This window comes from Bradyrhizobium sp. LA6.8 (genome assembly GCF_040547935.1).
Taxonomy (GTDB): domain Bacteria; phylum Pseudomonadota; class Alphaproteobacteria; order Rhizobiales; family Xanthobacteraceae; genus Bradyrhizobium; species Bradyrhizobium barranii.
The window spans coordinates 332,781-347,356 of sequence record NZ_JBEPQQ010000005.1; the positions used below are offsets into that span (position 1 = coordinate 332,781).

Sequence of the window (14,576 nt, forward strand, 5' to 3'; positions counted from 1 at the left end):
GAGTTCGACATGATTGGTGATTTCTCCGCCGGCAACTATCGTTTCATTCCGTCCGTGTTCCAGTATTCGGCGGGTGCTGCCGCTGACGACGGCTACGAGATCGAGCGCGTCCGCTTCGACCGCCTGGTGCCGCTGGCCGAGGGATTTGCGCTCGCGGCGAAGTATATCCGGGAAGCAGGGCGGCCGCTGACGGCGTTCTGTGCCTGCGAGTTGCGCTCACCGGCGGCCTTCAGCGAGGAAGGCTTTCGCGCATTCAATTTGCATTATGTGAAGACGCTGTCGGAATGGGGCATCTTCGACGGCACCACCAATCCGGTGGCGCGCAGCAATGTCTGTCCGGAGTTCGATCCGCCATCCGAACCGTCGTTCTATGCCTTCTCCTTCACGCGTCCGACGACATCGAAGGCGCCGTCCTTCGTGATCGCCGGTGGCGCCGAGGCGCGCGAGGGCGGCGGGACCTATGTCGAGCGCACGGTGCGCTACCGCGACCTCAGTCCGGAGGGCCTCCGCGAGAAGGTGCGGTTCACCACGACGTCGCAGATGGAGAACCGGATGACGGCCTTCGGCTTTGGCTGGAAGGACACCACCGGCGTGCAGGCCTATTCCGTGCACGATTTCCACCACGCGCTGGTCGACGAGCTGGTCCGCCACGGCGCGCTGCGCTCCGGCCTGACCTGGCATTTCGCCCGTCCGCCGGTGGTCGACCTCGAATACGAGATGGATTGCCGTCGCGTGCTGCGCGAGACCGTGATCTAGCGCTGGCGCGGGTCGAGCGCGTCGCGCAGGCCGTCGCCGAGCAGGTTCAGCGACAGCACCACGAGGAAGATCGCAAGGCCTGGCCAGATCGCCATCCACGGCGCCTGGGTCAGGAAGCGCTGCGCCGCGTTGAGCATGCTGCCCCAGGACGGTGCGGGCGGCTGCTGGCCGAGGCCGAGGAAGGACAGCGCGGCTTCGGCGATGATGGCGGCGGCGATCGACAGTGTGGCCTGCACCAGCAGCGCCGGCAGGATGTTCGGCAGGATGTGCGAGACGGCTATCCGCCACGGCGGATTGCCGAGCGCGCGCGCCGCCTCGACATAGTCTTCGGCCTTGACGCTCAGGACCTGACCGCGCGTCAGACGGATGAAGATCGGCGTCGCCGAGATGCCGATCGCGATCATGGCGTTGCCGAGGCTGGGACCGAGGAAGGCGGCCAGCGCAATCGCCAGGATCAGGAACGGGCAGGCCAACATTGCATCGGTGATCCGGCTGATCAGCGCGTCGACAAATCCGCCGCGATAGCCGGCGAGGAGGCCAAGAGGGACGCCGATCCCGAGCGCAATCGCGACCGAGATCAGACCCGCCATCAGGGAGGCCCGCGCGCCGTAGATGACGCGGCTGAGGATGTCGCGGCCGAGATCGTCGGTGCCGAACCAGTGGGCGGCGGTGGGCGGCTTGCGCACCAGGCTCCAGCTCGTGGCAATGGGATCATAGGGCACGACCAGCGGCGCAAGGGCCGCAAGCAGGATGAAGGCCGTGATCACGACAAGCCCGAAGACCGCGGCCTTGCGCTTGAACAGGCGCCGCCGCGCACGGCGGGCCGGGCTGTCCAGCTCGTAGGCCTGGGTGGCGGAACTGGCTGGCAGTGCGGCGTCGGTCATCGTCTAACCTCGCAGCCGCGGATTGACGAGGACATAGGCGACGTCGGCAACGAGATTCAGTGTGATGTAGACTGTGGCCGTCACCAGCACCACGCCCTGCACCACCGCATAGTCACGGTTGAAGACGGCATCCACGATCAGCTTGCCGAAGCCGGGAATGGAGAAGATCTGCTCGGTCAGCACCGCGCCCGACAACAGCGTGCCGAGCTCGAGCGCACCGAGGGTGATGATCGGCGTGAGCGCGTTGCGCATCGCATGCTTGAGGATCACCGAGCGCTCGGAGAGACCTTTCGCGCGCGCGGTGCGGACATAGTCGCTCTCCAGAACCTGGAGCATGGCGCTGCGCGTGTGCCGCATCAGGACCGCCGAAATTGCGTTGCCGAGCACGAAGGCCGGCATGATGGTGGCTGCCAGGCTCGCGCGCCAGTCCTCGGTCAGCGGCACATAGCCTGAGGCCGGCAGCCAGCCCAGGTGAATCGAGAACAGGAAGATCATGAGGATTCCGAGCCAGAAATTCGGCGTCGAGATACCCCACAGCGCGAACAGGTTGGCACCATAGTCCCAAACCGTGCCCTTCTTCACCGCGGAGATGATGCCGGCAGGAATGCCGATGAGGAACGCGATCAGGATCGCCATCGAGCCGAGCTGGAGCGTCACCGGCAGCTTCTGTGCGATCAGCTCGCGCACCGGCATCTTGTTGCGCAGCGACTCGCCGAAATTGCCTGAGAGAACGCCCTTGAGCCAATAGACGTACTGCACGGGGATCGGCTGATCCAGCTTGTACTGCTGGCGGATCTGTTCGATCACGGCGGGATCGCGCTCCTCGCCGGCCATCACCAGCGCGGGATCGCCCGGCAGCAATTGCTGGAGCGAGAAGATCAGCACCGACACGAAGAACAGTGTCGGCACGATCTGTGCGATGCGGCGGGCGAGGAAGTTCAGCATGGCTCCACGCGTTTCCCGAGTGATGCCGCGATCACTTGAACTTCAGCCCGACCACGCGCACGAGGCCATCAGGCATCTGCCGGTAGCCCTCGAGCTTCTTCGTATGCGCGATCAGGAGCGTACGATGATAGATGTAGATGATCGGCAGGTCGTCGAGCAGGATCTTGGTCAGCTTCCCGTAGATCGCCTTGCGCTCCTCGACATTGGACGTCGCCCGTCCGTCTTCCATCAGCTTGTCGGCTTCGGGGTTCGAATACACGCCGTCGTTCTGCGGAGCCTTGCTGCGCATGAAGATGTAGGAATTGCCGTCCGGGTCGATGCGTCCGCTCCAGTTGATCTGGAACACCTGGAACTCGCCGGCCTGCGCCTGCTTGAAGGTGGTCGCGAATTCGACGACGCGGACCTTGATGTCGAAGCCTGCTTCGGCGGCCATGGACTGCACGACCTGGGCGACGGCCTCGTACTCGGTGCCCTTTGGTACCATGTAGTCGACGGTGACGGGCAGGCTGACACCGGCTTCCTTCAACAGCGCCTTGGCCTTGGCGATGTCGCGACCCGGAATGGGGAAAGCCTTCTGATAGTATGGATGCGTCGGGCTGACCCATTGATTGCCCGGCGTGAACTCGCCGTTGAATACGACCTGGTTGATGGCCTCGCGATCGATTGACAGGCTGAGTGCCTGGCGTACCTTCGCGGATTGGCTGAGTGGCCCCTTGGTCTTGTCGTTGCCGATGTTGATCGTCAGGCCCTGATAGCCGAGCTCGGGCGCCGTCGACAGCACCAGCTTGGGATCGGCGCGCACGTCCTTGATGTCGGTGGCCAGCACGCGCTCGATCAGATCGAGCCCGCCGGACTTGAGGTTGGCAAGGCGCACGGTGGCGTCGACAATCGGCAGGAACACGACGCGGTCGATATGGATGTTGTCCTTGTTCCAATAGTCGGCAAACCTCTCGAACACCATGCGGTCCTGCTGGACGCGCTCGACGAATTTGTAGGGGCCGGCGCAGACCGGATGCAGGCCGAACTTGTCGCCCGCCTCCTTCGCCGCCTTCGGCGAGACCATCATGCCGGAGCGGTCGGTGAGCTGGGCGATCAAGGGCGAGTAGGGCGTCTTGAGCACCAGCTTGATGGTCAGGGGATCGACCACCTCGACATGGTCGACGCTGGCAAGCTCGGACTTCCGGAACGAGGTCGGCAGCGTCATGTGACGCTCGATCGAGAACTTTGCGGCTTCGGCGTCCAGCGGCTCGCCGTCATGGAATTTGACGTTGGGCCGGAGCTTGATCGTCATCTCCTTGCCGTCGGCCGAAGTCTCGTAGGACAGCGCGAGCTGCGGCACGATGTTGAGCTTCTCGTCGATGTCGAACAGCTTGTCGCAGAAGGCGGAGAAGACGATGCGGCCGACATAGGTGCGGCCGATGCTGGGATCGAGGATGTCGGGGTCTTCGGCGATGCCGATGCGAAGCGTGGTCTGAGCCTGGGCTGCGCCCGCGAGCGACGTCAGCACAGCCGACGCCAGGATTGTCAAACGCATGAAACTCATCGCTCTCAACCTCTGTTTTGCGGCTATGCCGGGTCCGTTCCCAATGAACTAACCCCGCTGCCGCGGACTGCTTCCGGGCTGCCGCTGAAGGCGGCGACCAATTTTTCAAGGACCGGCGAAAAGCCGCCGTCGGACGGGACGATCGCCGCGGAGGACGGCAGTTCCGACGTTCGGTGACAGGCCGTTGCATGTCCGATGCCATCCGGCACCAGCTGCGGCATTTCACTGCGGCAGCGGTCGACGACGTAGGGGCAGCGGGTGTGGAAGCGGCATCCCGGCGGCGGATTGAGCGCGCTCGGGATCTCCCCCTGCAGCACAATCCGGCTGCGCTTTGCCCGCGGTTTAGGCATGGGGATCGCGGACAGCAGCGCACGGCTGTAGGGATGGCGGGGTGCCGCGAACAGGGCGTCCGCCTCGGCTGTCTCGACGATCTGGCCGAGATTCATCACGGCGACATGGTCGGCGATGTGCTTGACCACAGCCAGATCGTGCGAGACGAAGATGTAGGCCAGCCCAAGCCGGTCCTGCAGCTCGCGCAGGAGGTTGAGGATCTGCGAGCGGATCGAGACGTCCAGCGCCGAGACCGGCTCATCGCAGATGATCAGTTTTGGTTCGACCGCGAGCGCGCGGGCAATGGCGATGCGCTGGCGCTGGCCGCCGGAGAATTCGTGCGGATAGCGCCGTTCGAGCCGCGGCTCGAGACCGACCAGCCGCAGGATTTCCGCGACGCGCTCGCGGCGTTGCGCCGGCGGTACCAGATCGTGCAGTGCCAGCGGCTCGGTGAGAATCTGGCCGACCGTCATGCGCGGATTGAGCGAGGCGTAGGGGTCCTGGAAGATGATCTGCGCTTCGCGGCGGAAGGCGCGGAGCGCCCCGGCGTCCAGCGAGAGCAGGTCACGGCCGGCGAAACGCACCGTGCCCGCGTCCGGTTCGATCAGCCGCAGCACCAGGCGACTGACGGTGGATTTGCCGCAACCGGATTCGCCGACCAGGGCCAGCGTCTTGCCGGCTTCGAGAGAGAAGCTGACGCCATCGACCGCTTTGACATGCCCCAGTGCCCGGCCGAACAGCGAGCGCCCGGCGACAAAATGCTTGACCAGGCCTTCGACCTCGAGAAGCGCCATCACGACACCAGAAGTTCGAGCGGTGCGCGGATGCAGCGCGAGAGGTGGCCGGGGCTGACCTCGACCAGCGGTGGCGGTGCCTTGGTGCAGGCGTCCAGCACGAAGGGGCAGCGCGCGGCGAAACGGCAGCCGCCGGGTGGCTGCGCCATGTTCGGCACCATGCCCTCGATCGTGGCCAGTTGCTCGGCGCGACGATCGAGCCGCGGGATCGAGCCCAGCAGGCCGACGGTGTAGGGATGCTGCGGCATGGCGAACAGCTCGTCGACCGGCGCGCGCTCGACGATCTCGCCGGCATACATCACCGCGACCTCGTCGCAGACTTCGGCGACGACACCGAGATCGTGGGTGATCAGGATGATGGCGGCGCCGCTCGCCGCCTTCAGTTCGCGCATCAGCTCCAAAATCTGCGCCTGCAGGGTGACGTCGAGCGCGGTGGTCGGCTCGTCTGCGATCAGCAGCCGCGGATCGCAGGCCAGTGCCATCGCGATCATCACGCGCTGGCGCATGCCGCCGGAGAGCTTGTGCGGGTATTCGTCGATCCGCCGCTCCGGCGAGGGGATGTGGACGCGGCGCAGCAACTCGATGGCCCGCTCGCGCGCGCTGCGCCGCGAGCCGCCGCGATGGCGCAGAATGGTCTCGATGATCTGGTCGCCGATGGTGAAGCTCGGGTTGAGCGACGTCATCGGCTCCTGAAAAATCATCGCCAGCCGGTTGCCGCGGAGGTCGCGCAGCGTCTGGTCAGGAGTCTTCAGCAAGTCAAAGCCGTCGAAGCGGATTGCGCCCGAGATCTCCGCGCTTTGCTTCGGCAGCAATCCCATGATCGCCAGCGACGTCACGCTCTTGCCGCAACCGGATTCGCCGACGAGGCCGAGCGTCGCGCCATTGGCGACGCTGAGATCGACGCTGTCGACGGCGTGGGTCACGCGGCCGTCGTCGCCGTGGAAGCGGATGCGCAGATCCTTGATCTCGATGAGAGGACTTGCGCTCATGATTGCCTTGCTCGGCTCGCAGCGATGCTGGCGTCGATGACGCTGCGATCGGTGTTGCCTGCCGGGTTCTGCCGCGTCGGCATGGAAGAGCGGAAATGTACCCAGAGTTCCTGACTGACGCGCTCCAGCCGTTCGAGTTCGCCCAGCGGATCGAGATGATCGTCGGCGCGAATGTCCAGCGCCGGCCATTCCTCCTCGCCGTGGATCAGGAGCGCAGCGGATTGCTTGCCGCGCTTGTCGCCGCCGGCGGCCTCGCCCGCGCGCATGGCGGCAAGCAGGCGGCGCGGGAAGGGTAGGCTGTCATTGGCGATATAGGTCTTCGCGGTCTCGTCGAGCACGTCGGCGCCGGCAAGCATGTTGCCGGCAATGGAGAAGCCGCTGCCGGCGATGTGCCCGCACCAGTCGACGCAGTCGCGCCCGGTATGCGCGGCGATCGCGCCGCTGGCGTCCATGATGTGGATCTGGCGGCTCTCGCGGCCGTCGTCGGTCGCGAGCTGGGTGGCGAGAACGTCATGCGCGTTCAGGCCCTCGCGCAGCAGCTTGACGCCGTCGATGCCATAATAGGGATTGACGAAGGCCTGGGTCGCGATGGCGCCGAGACCGGCCGCGATGTAGGGCACGCGCGCGCCGACGGCGAAGAAGCGGGTAGCTACAGCGATGCCGAACTGGCCGGTGGCAGGGTCTCGCGCGATGATCGACCAGGTCATGTGCTGCCTTCAGCGCCCTGCGGCGTAGCCCTGCATGCCACGCGGGTTGGCGGCGGCGCGGCGGCGCACCCCGACGCGCGAGGCCGCGGTGAGGCGACCTTCCGACCAGTCGGGGCCGACCTCGACAATGTGTCCGCGCTCGCGAAGATTCTCGATCGTCGCCTTCGGCACGCGGTTCTCGACCACGAGCACACCGGGGCGTGCGGTGCGCGGCCAGAACGAGATCGGAAAATGCTCGGAGTGCCAGGCCGGCGCGTCGATCGCTTCCTGGAGATTGAGGTTGCAATGGACGTGCCGTAGGAAGAACTGTGTGATCCACTGATCCTGCTGGTCGCCGCCGGGCGAGCCCCAGGCGAGGTACGGCTCGCCGTCGCGTAGCGCCATGGTCGGCGACAGCGTCGTGCGCGGCCGCTTGCCTGGCGCCAGCGCGGCGGGATGGTCTTCCTCCAGCCAGAACATCTGGGCGCGGCTGCCGAGGCAGAAGCCGAGCTCCGGAATGATCGGTGAGGATTGCAGCCAGCCGCCCGATGGCGTCGAGGACACCATGTTGCCGGCCTTGTCGATGATGTCGAAATGCACGGTGTCGCCGCGCACTTCGCCGAAACGCCCGACTGTCGGCTCGCCCGCGCCAAGCGCGCCGACCGCCTCGCGCTGCCCCTCGGCGCGGCGCAGCTTGACCACGCCGCCAAAACCTTCGACCGAACCGGGGAGGAAGTCGAGCGATGCCTTCTCTGAGATCAGTTTGCGGCGTTCGTCGTTATAGGCATCCGACAGCAGCGTCGCGATCGGGATCTCGCTGAATTTGGGATCGCCGTAGAACTTTTCGCGGTCGGCAAACGCGAGCTTGGCGCATTCGATCTGGAGGTGGATGAATTCCGGCCCGGTCGGATCTAGCCCGTCGAGCGTAAAGCCCTTGAGCAGCGCGAGCTGCTGGAGCGTCACCGGACCCTGGCTCCAGACGCCGGCCTTGCAGACGGTGTAGCGGCCATAGTCATAGGTGAGCGGTGCCTCGATCGTCGGCTGCCAGCGCGCCATGTCGTCGGCCGAGAGCACGCCGCGATGCGGCGAGCCGCTGACATCCATCACTTCCTGGGTGCGGCAGAACTTGTCGATGGCTTCCGCAACGAAACCTTGCGACCAGGCCTTTCGCGCGCGCTCGATCTCGGCGTCGCGGTCACCGCCGCCGCTCTCGGCTTCGCTGAGAATGCGGGCGTAGGTCGCAGCCAGCGTCTTGTTGGTGAAGAGCGTGCCGGGCCTCGGCACTTCGCCATTGGGCAGATAGACCGCGGCCGACGTCGGCCAATGCTTGCGGAACAGCTGCTCGACGGTCTGGATCGTGGCGCAGGCGCGCTCGACCAGCGGATAGCCGTCACGCGCATAGGAGATCGCCGGCTCCAGCACGTCGCGCACGCGCATCGTGCCGTAGTCGCGCAGCAGCATCATCCAGGATTCGAACGTGCCGGGGACGCAGGCCGCGAGCAGGCCGGTGCCCGGCACCATGTCGAGGCCTTCGCTCTTGTAATGCGCGATGGTGGCGCGCGCCGGCGCCGGGCCCTGGCCGCAGATCACCTCGGTGCGTGCGCGTTTGACGTCATGCACGATGATGGGCACGTCTCCGCCGGGGCCGTTCAAATGCGGTTCGACAACCTGGAGCGTGAACGCCGTGGCGACGCCGGCATCGAAGGCGTTGCCGCCCTTTTCCAGGATGGCCATGCCGACAGCGGTCGCGATCCAGTGTGTGGTGGCGACGACCCCGAATGTGCCCTCGATCTCGGGGCGCGTCGTGAAGGGATCGGGATTGACGTTGCTGGCCATGGGATTTCGCTACCTTATTTGTCGCGCGCGCAATTGATCACAGGCGATGCCGTGCCGCCAATGCGTGGACCGCATGGCACGCGCGCGTCACGCCGGGACCGGCGCGGTGTTCACCGCATGGCAGGCGACGCCGGCGATCAGTTCCGGGGCTTCCTTGCGGCAGAGATCGAACGCCAGCGGGCAGCGCGGATTGAAGGCGCAGCCGGGCGGCGGATTGATCGGATTCGGGATCTCGCCCTTCACCGGAATACGCTGGCGGCCCGACATTGCGAGATCGGGCACGGCGCCCAGCAGCATCTTGGTGTAGGGCATGCGCGGTCGGGCGAACAGCTCGCGTCCCTCCGCGATCTCGACGATGCGGCCGAGATACATCACGCCGACGCGGCTCGCCATGTGGCGGACCACGGCGAGGTTGTGGCTGATGAACATGTAGGTCAGGCCGAACTTGTCCTGGAGGTCGCGCATCAGGTTCAGGATCTGCGCCTGCACGGAGACGTCGAGCGCCGAGGTCGGCTCGTCGCAAACGATGAACTCCGCATCGGAGGCGAGCGCTCGCGCGATCGCGATGCGCTGGCGCTGGCCGCCGGAGAATTCGTGTGGAAATTTCAACCGGTCGTCGGGATGCAGCCCGACAAGGCTGAGCAGTTCGCCGACGCGCGCCTGGATGTCGCGCTCGCCCTGGATCAGGTCGAAGGCGCGGATCGGCTCGGAGATGATGGCATCGACCCGGAAGCGCGGGTTCAGGCTCGCATAGGGGTCTTGAAAGATCATCTGGATGCGGCGGCGCAGTTTTCGCCGCGCCTGCGCCTGCCGTGGATCGGTCATCGAGATGCCGTCGATCAGCACGTTGCCGGAACTCGGCGGCAACAGGCCGACGACCATTCGCGCCACCGTGGTCTTGCCCGAGCCGGACTCGCCGACCAGCGCAAAGGTCTCGCCCTTCCTGATGTCGAAGCTAACGTGATCGACAGCCTTGAGATATTCGAGATGCCCGCCTTCGAGCACGCGGTTGAGCCAGGGTTTTGAGACGTCGAAGACGCGGCGCAGATTTGTGGCCTGGACGAAGGGCGTGCTCATGCCGCGCTCTCCGCAGGCACGGTGTCGTAGAGATGGCAGGCAACGGACTGTGTGCCGCGCGATAGTGGCTCCGGCCGTTCAACCCGGCAGCGATCGAAGGCGAAGGCGCAGCGCGGATTGAACGAGCAGCCGCGCGGGATCGCCGACAGGCGCGGCATGGAGCCGGGGATCTGCACCAGGCGCTTGTCGTCCCCGGCAAGCGTCGGGATCGCGCCCATCAGGCCCTTGGCGTAAGGGTGCAGCGGATTCCTGACGACGTCCTGTACCGGGCCGATCTCGGCGACGCGGCCGGCATACATCACCGCGACCCGGTCGGAGGTCTCCGCGATCACGCCCATGTCGTGCGTCACCAGCATCACGGCGGTGCCGTGATCGCGCCCGAGCCGCTTGATCAGCGAGATGATCTGCGCCTGCACGGAGACGTCGAGCGCGGTGGTCGGCTCGTCCGCGATGATCAGCTCGGGCTCGGCGCAGATCGCCAGCGCAATCACGACGCGCTGGCGCATGCCGCCGGAGAATTCGTGGGGATAGCCGTCGATGCGCTTTTCCGGCGCGGGAATGCCGACCTCGGCGAGCAGGTCGATGGCGCGGCGGCGGGCGGCCGTCTCGGACAGGTTCAGGTGGGTTTTGATCGTCTCGATGATCTGGTCGCCAACGCGGTACAGCGGATTGAGCGAGGTGAGGGGATCCTGGAAGATCATGCCGATCCGTTTTCCCCGGATGCGGCGTATCTGCTCGGCGGGCAAATTGTCGATGCGCTGGCCGGCGAGACGAATCTCGCCGCCGGCGATGCGACCGGGCGGATCGATCAGGCCGATCACCGCCAGGCCGGTGACGGACTTGCCGGCGCCGGATTCGCCGACCACGCCGAGCACCTCGCCCTTGGCGATGTCGAACGAGACGCCGTCGATCGCGCGCAGCGTGCCGCGGCGAGAGGCGAACTCGACCTGAAGATTGCGCACGGAGAGAACGGGTTCGGTCATGGGCGAGGCGTTTTCATCGAAGCTTTGCTCATCGAAGTTTCGGGTTGAGCGCGTCGCGCAGCCAGTCGCCGAGCAGGTTGATCGACAGGATCAGCGCGGCGAGCGCAAGCCCGGGGAAGGCGACGATCCACCATTCGCCCGCGAACAGATAGTTGTTGCCGATGCGGATCAGCGTCCCGAGCGACGGCATGGTGTCGGGCAGGCCGACACCGAGGAAGGACAGGGTCGCCTCGGTGATGATGGCAAGCGCGAGGTTGATGGTGGCGATGACCAGGATCGGTCCCATCGTGTTGGGCAGTACGTGTCGCAGCATGATCTTTGGCGCGGGCAGGCCGATCAGCTGCGCTGCGGCCACGTAATCCTTGTTCTTCTCGACCATCACGGAACCGCGCACCGTCCGGGCATATCCGACCCAGAAACTAAGCCCGATCGAGATCACCAGCACCACCAGCATGCTGTTGGCATCCAGCCGGTTGCCGAGGATCGATTTCGCGATGCCGTTGACCAGCAGCGCGATCAGAATGGCGGGGAAGGTCAGCTGCACGTCGGCGATCCGCATGATCACGCCGTCGACCGCGCCCCCGAAATAGCCGGCGGTCAGGCCGAGTGCGATTCCGAGCGCGCCGGCGAAGACCACGCCGGCGACGCCGACGGCGAGCGAGATGCGCAAGCCATAGAGGATGGCGGAGAACACGTCGCGGCCCTGCTCGTCGGTGCCGAGCAGGAACGGGCTCTGGCCGTCGGCGGTCCAGAGCGGTGAGATCCGCGAGTTCATCAATTGCAGCTGCGCCGGATCGAACGGGTTCTGCACCGCGAGTGCCGATGCAAAGATCGCGAGCAGGAAGAACAGCACGGTAATGGCCGCCGCCACCATGGTCAGCTTGGAGCGGCGGAACGAATAGAAAATGTCGCTGTCGAGCGCGCGGCTGAGCCAGCTGCGGGCGGCATGCGTCGGCAGCGTGCTCTGCTTGTCGGAATTTGAGGCGACTACGTCGGACATGGAGGCTGCCTCATGCGGCGCGGCCGATGGTCGAGCGCAGGCGCGGATCGACCACGGTGTAGAGGATGTCGACCACCAGATTGATGGTGACGAAAATCAGAGAGACCATCAGCAGGTAGGCGGCCATAATCGGGATATCGACGTTTTGCACGGCCTGCACGAACAGAAGTCCCATGCCGGGCCATTGGAATACGGTTTCGGTGATGATCGAAAATGCAATAACCGAGCCAAACTGTAGTCCGGCCACCGTGATGACGGGAATGAGCGTGTTCTTCAGTGCGTGGCCGAAATGGATGGCACGGGTGGTCAGCCCGCGGGCCCGAGCGAAGCGAATATAGTCGGTCCGAAGCACTTCCAGCATTTCCGCGCGCACCAGCCGCATGATCAGGGTCATCTGGAACAGGCCGAGCGTGATCGAGGGCATGATCAGCGCCTTCAGGCCCGACAGCGTGAGCAGCCCCGTCGTCCACCAGCCGAGCTTGACCACCTCGCCGCGACCGAACGAGGGCAACCAGCCCAATGTCACCGCGAACAGATAGATCAGGAGAATGCCGATCAGGAAAGTCGGCAACGAGATGCCGATCAGCGAAACCGCCTGGAATAATTTGGCGAGCACGGTGTCGCGTTTGAGCGCCGAATAGACGCCCATCAGGATGCCGAACACCATTGCGAATACGGTCGCGCAGATCGCCAGTTCCAGCGTCGCGGGCATGCGCTCCATCAACAGCGTAGAGACCGGCTGACGGAACTGATAGGAGACGCCGAATTTGAACTGCGCGGCGTTGCCGAAATAGCGGACGAACTGCACCGGCACGGGATCATCGAGGCCGAGCGATTTGCGCACGGCTTCGCGTTCGGCCGCCGACGTATCGATCGAGACGATCTGGTTGACCGGGTCGCCGGCGAAGCGGAACATCGAGAACGCGATGATGCCGACGGCGAACATGACGCCGATGGCCTGAAGGGCGCGGCGAAGAGTGAAAGCGAGCATGCCTTCCACTATCCTTGGGTGTGCGTTTGGCTGACGTCTTTGTCAGCCGGAAAAGGAAAGGTCCCGGAAGCCTGACGCTGCCGGGACCTCGTGTTCAACTGTCGCTATTCCTTCTTGGTCGCCCAGTGGAACATGACCAGATTGTCGGCGCGCTGCGGCAGGTTGACCTTCTTTGATACGCCCCAGGCCAGCGCCTGCTGGTGCAGCGGGATGTAGGACCAGTCCTTGTTGCCGATTTCGTAGGCCTGCTTGATCAGCTGGTTGCGCTTGGCGGTGTCGGTTTCGACCAGCACCTTGTCGGTGATGGCGTCGAACTCCTTGTTGCAGTAACCGCCGAGATTGGCTTCGCCGCGCGAGGATTTGGCATCGTCGCGGCAGCCCATGATGTCAAAGAGCACGTTGTGGGAATCCATCGTGCTCGGCGTCCAGCCCAGCATGTAGAACGAGGTCTGGTAGCCGCCTTGCTTCAACACCTTGGCGAAGTATTGCGCCTTGGGCTGCGCCAGCAGATTGATCTTGACGCCGATGCGGGCGAGCATGCCGACGACGGCCTGGCAGATCGCGGCGTCGTTGACGTAGCGATCGTTCGGGCAATCCATGGTGACCTCGAAGCCGTCGGGGTAGCCGGCCTCGGTCAGGAGCTTCTTGGCGCCTTCAGGGTCGAATTTCGGCCGGGTGAACTCCTTGGACAGCAGGAACAATTCCGGAGCGATCATCAACGCCGACGGCGTCGACAGCCCGCGCATCACGCGCGTCTTGATCAGCTCGATGTCGATCGCCTTGTAGAAGGCCTCGCGGACGCGGATGTCCTTGAATGGGTTCTTGCCCTTGATGCTGGAGTAGAGCAACTCGTCGCGGATCTGATCGAAGCCGATGAAGATGGTGCGCAGCTCCGCCCCCTTCAGCACCTGGGCGTTAGGGCTCGAATCGACGCGGGAGATGTCCTGGATCGGCACCGGCTCGATGACGTCGACTTCGCCCGACAGCAGCGCGGCGACGCGGGTGGCGTCGGAGGCGATCGGGGTGAAGATGATCTCCTTGAGGTTACCTTCGACCTTGCCCCAGTAATTGGGGTTGGCCTTGAACACCGTCTTCACGCCGGGCTGGTGGCTTTCGATGGTGAAGGGACCGGTGCCGTTTTCGTGGAGCGAGGCGTAGCTCGGCGTGGTCGCCGCCACCGGCGTCGGGTCGACGACGTTGTTCTCCTCGGCCCATTTCTTGTCCATGATGTACCAGACATCCCACGCGTTATGCAGGATGGGATTGGGCGAGGGCAGGACGAAATCGACGGTGTAGTCGTCGACCTTGATCACCTTGACGTCCGGAGCAAGGCGGGTCTGCATGTTGGACCCCTTCTTGCGGACGCGATCGGCCGAGAACAGCACGTCGTCGGCGGTGAAGGGATCGCCGTTGTGGAATTTCACGCCTTTGCGCAAATGGAAGCGCCAGCGGGTCGGCTCCGGGGTTTCCCAGCTTTCCGCCAGCGCCGGGATGATCTTGAGGTCCTTGTCGCGCGCGGTGAGGCCTTGATAGACGTGACCGAGATGGGCGTGAGTGGTGCTCTCGTTGAGGGTATAGGGATCGAGCGACTTCAGGTCACCCTGGTTGGCATAACGTAGCGTCTGGCTCGACGCCGACGAGACCGTCAACGCAAGCGTACCGGCGAGCGTCGCCGCAAACAGAGTTCGACCGACTGACATTCTTGACCCTCTCCACTCTGCCGCGCCGTGATTTTTGATTGTTCGGCGGGCGTCCCAATCCA

Annotated in this window: 13 protein-coding genes; 1 reads left to right on the plus strand and 12 read right to left on the minus strand. The window is 64.9% G+C overall.

The genetic code is table 11. The features are described 5' to 3' along the window. The first annotated feature begins 9 nt into the window (after nucleotides 1-9). A complete protein-coding gene (gene cnbZ, locus ABIA90_RS25315) occupies nucleotides 10-756 on the plus strand; it encodes a 2-amino-5-chloromuconate deaminase CnbZ (protein ID WP_354119744.1) in 747 nt (248 codons plus the stop codon). Here cnbZ and ABIA90_RS25320 read toward each other — a convergent pair. From ABIA90_RS25320 to ABIA90_RS25375, 12 genes are all read right to left on the minus strand, one after another. Continuing rightward, nucleotides 753-1,640 carry an ABC transporter permease gene (locus ABIA90_RS25320; RefSeq protein WP_354119743.1) on the minus strand — a complete coding sequence of 296 codons (888 nt, stop codon included), beginning with the start codon at nucleotides 1,638-1,640 and terminating at the stop codon, nucleotides 753-755. The genes cnbZ and ABIA90_RS25320 overlap by 4 nt on opposite strands. A gap of 3 nt (nucleotides 1,641-1,643) precedes the next feature. Further along, nucleotides 1,644-2,585, minus strand: coding sequence for an ABC transporter permease (locus tag ABIA90_RS25325; RefSeq protein WP_354119742.1), 942 nt, complete (start codon nucleotides 2,583-2,585; stop codon nucleotides 1,644-1,646). A 31-nt stretch (nucleotides 2,586-2,616) separates the two neighbouring features. Then, nucleotides 2,617-4,128, minus strand: a complete 1,512-nt coding sequence (locus ABIA90_RS25330) for an ABC transporter substrate-binding protein (RefSeq protein ID WP_354119741.1) — start codon at nucleotides 4,126-4,128, stop codon at nucleotides 2,617-2,619. A 23-nt stretch (nucleotides 4,129-4,151) separates the two neighbouring features. After that, nucleotides 4,152-5,252, minus strand: coding sequence for an ABC transporter ATP-binding protein (locus ABIA90_RS25335; RefSeq protein WP_354119740.1), 1,101 nt, complete (start codon nucleotides 5,250-5,252; stop codon nucleotides 4,152-4,154). Then, nucleotides 5,252-6,241, minus strand: a complete 990-nt coding sequence (locus tag ABIA90_RS25340; RefSeq protein ID WP_354119739.1) for an ABC transporter ATP-binding protein — start codon at nucleotides 6,239-6,241, stop codon at nucleotides 5,252-5,254. Before ABIA90_RS25340 ends, ABIA90_RS25335 begins: the two co-directional genes overlap by 1 nt. Next, a complete protein-coding gene (locus ABIA90_RS25345) occupies nucleotides 6,238-6,948 on the minus strand; it encodes a DUF1028 domain-containing protein (protein ID WP_354119738.1) in 711 nt (236 codons plus the stop codon). The genes ABIA90_RS25340 and ABIA90_RS25345 overlap by 4 nt, the downstream gene beginning before the upstream one ends. Before the next feature lie 9 nt (nucleotides 6,949-6,957). Beyond that, nucleotides 6,958-8,763, minus strand: coding sequence for a gamma-glutamyltransferase family protein (locus ABIA90_RS25350; protein WP_354119737.1), 1,806 nt, complete (start codon nucleotides 8,761-8,763; stop codon nucleotides 6,958-6,960). A gap of 87 nt (nucleotides 8,764-8,850) precedes the next feature. Further along, the gene (locus ABIA90_RS25355) at nucleotides 8,851-9,840 is read right to left on the minus strand and encodes an ABC transporter ATP-binding protein (protein WP_085404388.1); all 990 of its coding nucleotides are present in this window, start codon (nucleotides 9,838-9,840) and stop codon (nucleotides 8,851-8,853) included. Next, nucleotides 9,837-10,823: an ABC transporter ATP-binding protein gene (locus ABIA90_RS25360; protein WP_085404387.1), complete on the minus strand. Its 987-nt coding sequence runs from the start codon at nucleotides 10,821-10,823 to the stop codon at nucleotides 9,837-9,839. The genes ABIA90_RS25355 and ABIA90_RS25360 overlap by 4 nt, the downstream gene beginning before the upstream one ends. A gap of 28 nt (nucleotides 10,824-10,851) precedes the next feature. Beyond that, complete coding sequence (locus ABIA90_RS25365; RefSeq protein WP_354119736.1) at nucleotides 10,852-11,823, minus strand: ABC transporter permease; 972 nt, start codon at nucleotides 11,821-11,823, stop codon at nucleotides 10,852-10,854. A gap of 10 nt (nucleotides 11,824-11,833) precedes the next feature. Beyond that, nucleotides 11,834-12,814 carry an ABC transporter permease gene (locus ABIA90_RS25370; protein WP_063984746.1) on the minus strand — a complete coding sequence of 327 codons (981 nt, stop codon included), beginning with the start codon at nucleotides 12,812-12,814 and terminating at the stop codon, nucleotides 11,834-11,836. Between the two features lie 104 nt (nucleotides 12,815-12,918). Next, complete coding sequence (locus tag ABIA90_RS25375; protein ID WP_354119735.1) at nucleotides 12,919-14,514, minus strand: ABC transporter substrate-binding protein; 1,596 nt, start codon at nucleotides 14,512-14,514, stop codon at nucleotides 12,919-12,921. Nucleotides 14,515-14,576: the final 62 nt, after the last annotated feature.